Annotated in this window: 1 protein-coding gene; it reads left to right on the top strand. The window is 43.0% G+C overall.

The genetic code is table 11. The features are described 5' to 3' along the window. Positions 1–242: 242 nt before the first annotated feature. Positions 243–905 carry a cation transporter gene (locus tag V7L97_RS12705; RefSeq protein ID WP_333656569.1) on the top strand — a complete coding sequence of 221 codons (663 nt, stop codon included), beginning with the start codon at positions 243–245 and terminating at the stop codon, positions 903–905. Positions 906–1,424 lie beyond the last annotated feature (519 nt).

Genomic DNA, 1,424 nt, shown 5'->3' on the forward strand with positions numbered 1-1,424 from the left:
AAAAGCATTTAGGCGGATGAATATTTTTCACTGGTTTATGCTCACTTTGAGTGGAATTGCGATAATCTTCGGAATAGAGTTGTGAGTTCGTTGATTTTGCGCTGATGTCCGTCGTTATCGGAGGAGTGGTGTATCTTTTATACCGCTCGGTGTGGAAGAAAAAGGAACGCTGTCAGGGCTGCGATATGGCGTTATGTTGAGGCAAAAAGGAAATTAAACTCAAGGAACTGTTAAAATGAAATGTGGCAACGCTGACATTCGGGTTAGTGCAGAAAAACGATAGGCTATACAGATGGGCTTCGGTACTAGCCCTAATCACCATTTTTTACAATATCCTTGAGGGGTTTGTTTCTGTGTACTTTGGCCTTGAGGATGAAACCATTGCCTTATTTGGTTTTGGTCTGGATTCCTTTGTGGAGGTTATCTCCGGCATTGGGATATATCACATTATACGTCGAATAAGACAGAACAGCAATTCGAACCCTGATTCCTTTGAACGGCGTGCGCTGAAGGTAACCGGCGCTGCATTCTCCATCCTTGCCATTGGTCTTCTGGCATCGGCTGCAATAAACCTCTATGAGGGACACAAGCCTGAAACTACTCTCTGGGGCATCATTGTCGCAACGGTATCAACCCTCACAATGTGGGCGCTCATTCATTATAAGATTAAAGTCGGAACACAATTGAATTCTCAGGCGCTTCTGGCTGATGCGAATTGTTCGAAGGCATGCCTTTACCTATCCATAACCCTCCTCGTATCGAGTACAGGATACGAGTTCACAGGCATCGGCGGGCTTGATTCGATGGGAGCGTTATTTATTGCTGGTTTTGCCGTAAAAGAAGGCCGTGAGGCATTCCAAAAAGCAAAAGGCAAAACCTGCAGCTGTCAAGGCGCCTGCCACTGATATAACTCATCAGAACATCGAGATTTGGGTGTGCTCAGAGAAGGAAGAACTCCACTACTGATTCCATTGACAATGCAAAAGGAATTGACGAACTAAGAAAAACTATATCCCAAAAAAATTTGCATCTGAAAACAGATTATTCAGCTATCATTCCTTTACCCCTTTTTGTTTTTTAACCTGCTGGGATACCGTCAAGTCTTTTATGCAAATTCTTTCAGTGGTTTTATTCTCAATGGTTTTCATTGTTCCTAATTAGGCGGCAGTACTGCCAAGTTTAGACATCTTTATCCCTGCAAGTATCGCCCTCGCATCTCTTGTCATATCAACCCCATACCACTTCAATTCTTTTATCTGCCAGTAAACCATTGTCAATGCCAGCTCCTCATCCTTGAATTTTCCTATTCCGTCCTTCTTCTGACTTCCCTAAAGCTCCTTTCCATAGCATTGGTAGTTCTTATCCGCCTCAAATACCTATGGTAATACGTAAGGCATAACTCTATGTCTTCTATTAAACAATCT

The sequence above is a fragment of the Dissulfurispira sp. genome, from assembly GCF_036745535.1.
Lineage (GTDB): Bacteria > Nitrospirota > Thermodesulfovibrionia > Thermodesulfovibrionales > Dissulfurispiraceae > Dissulfurispira.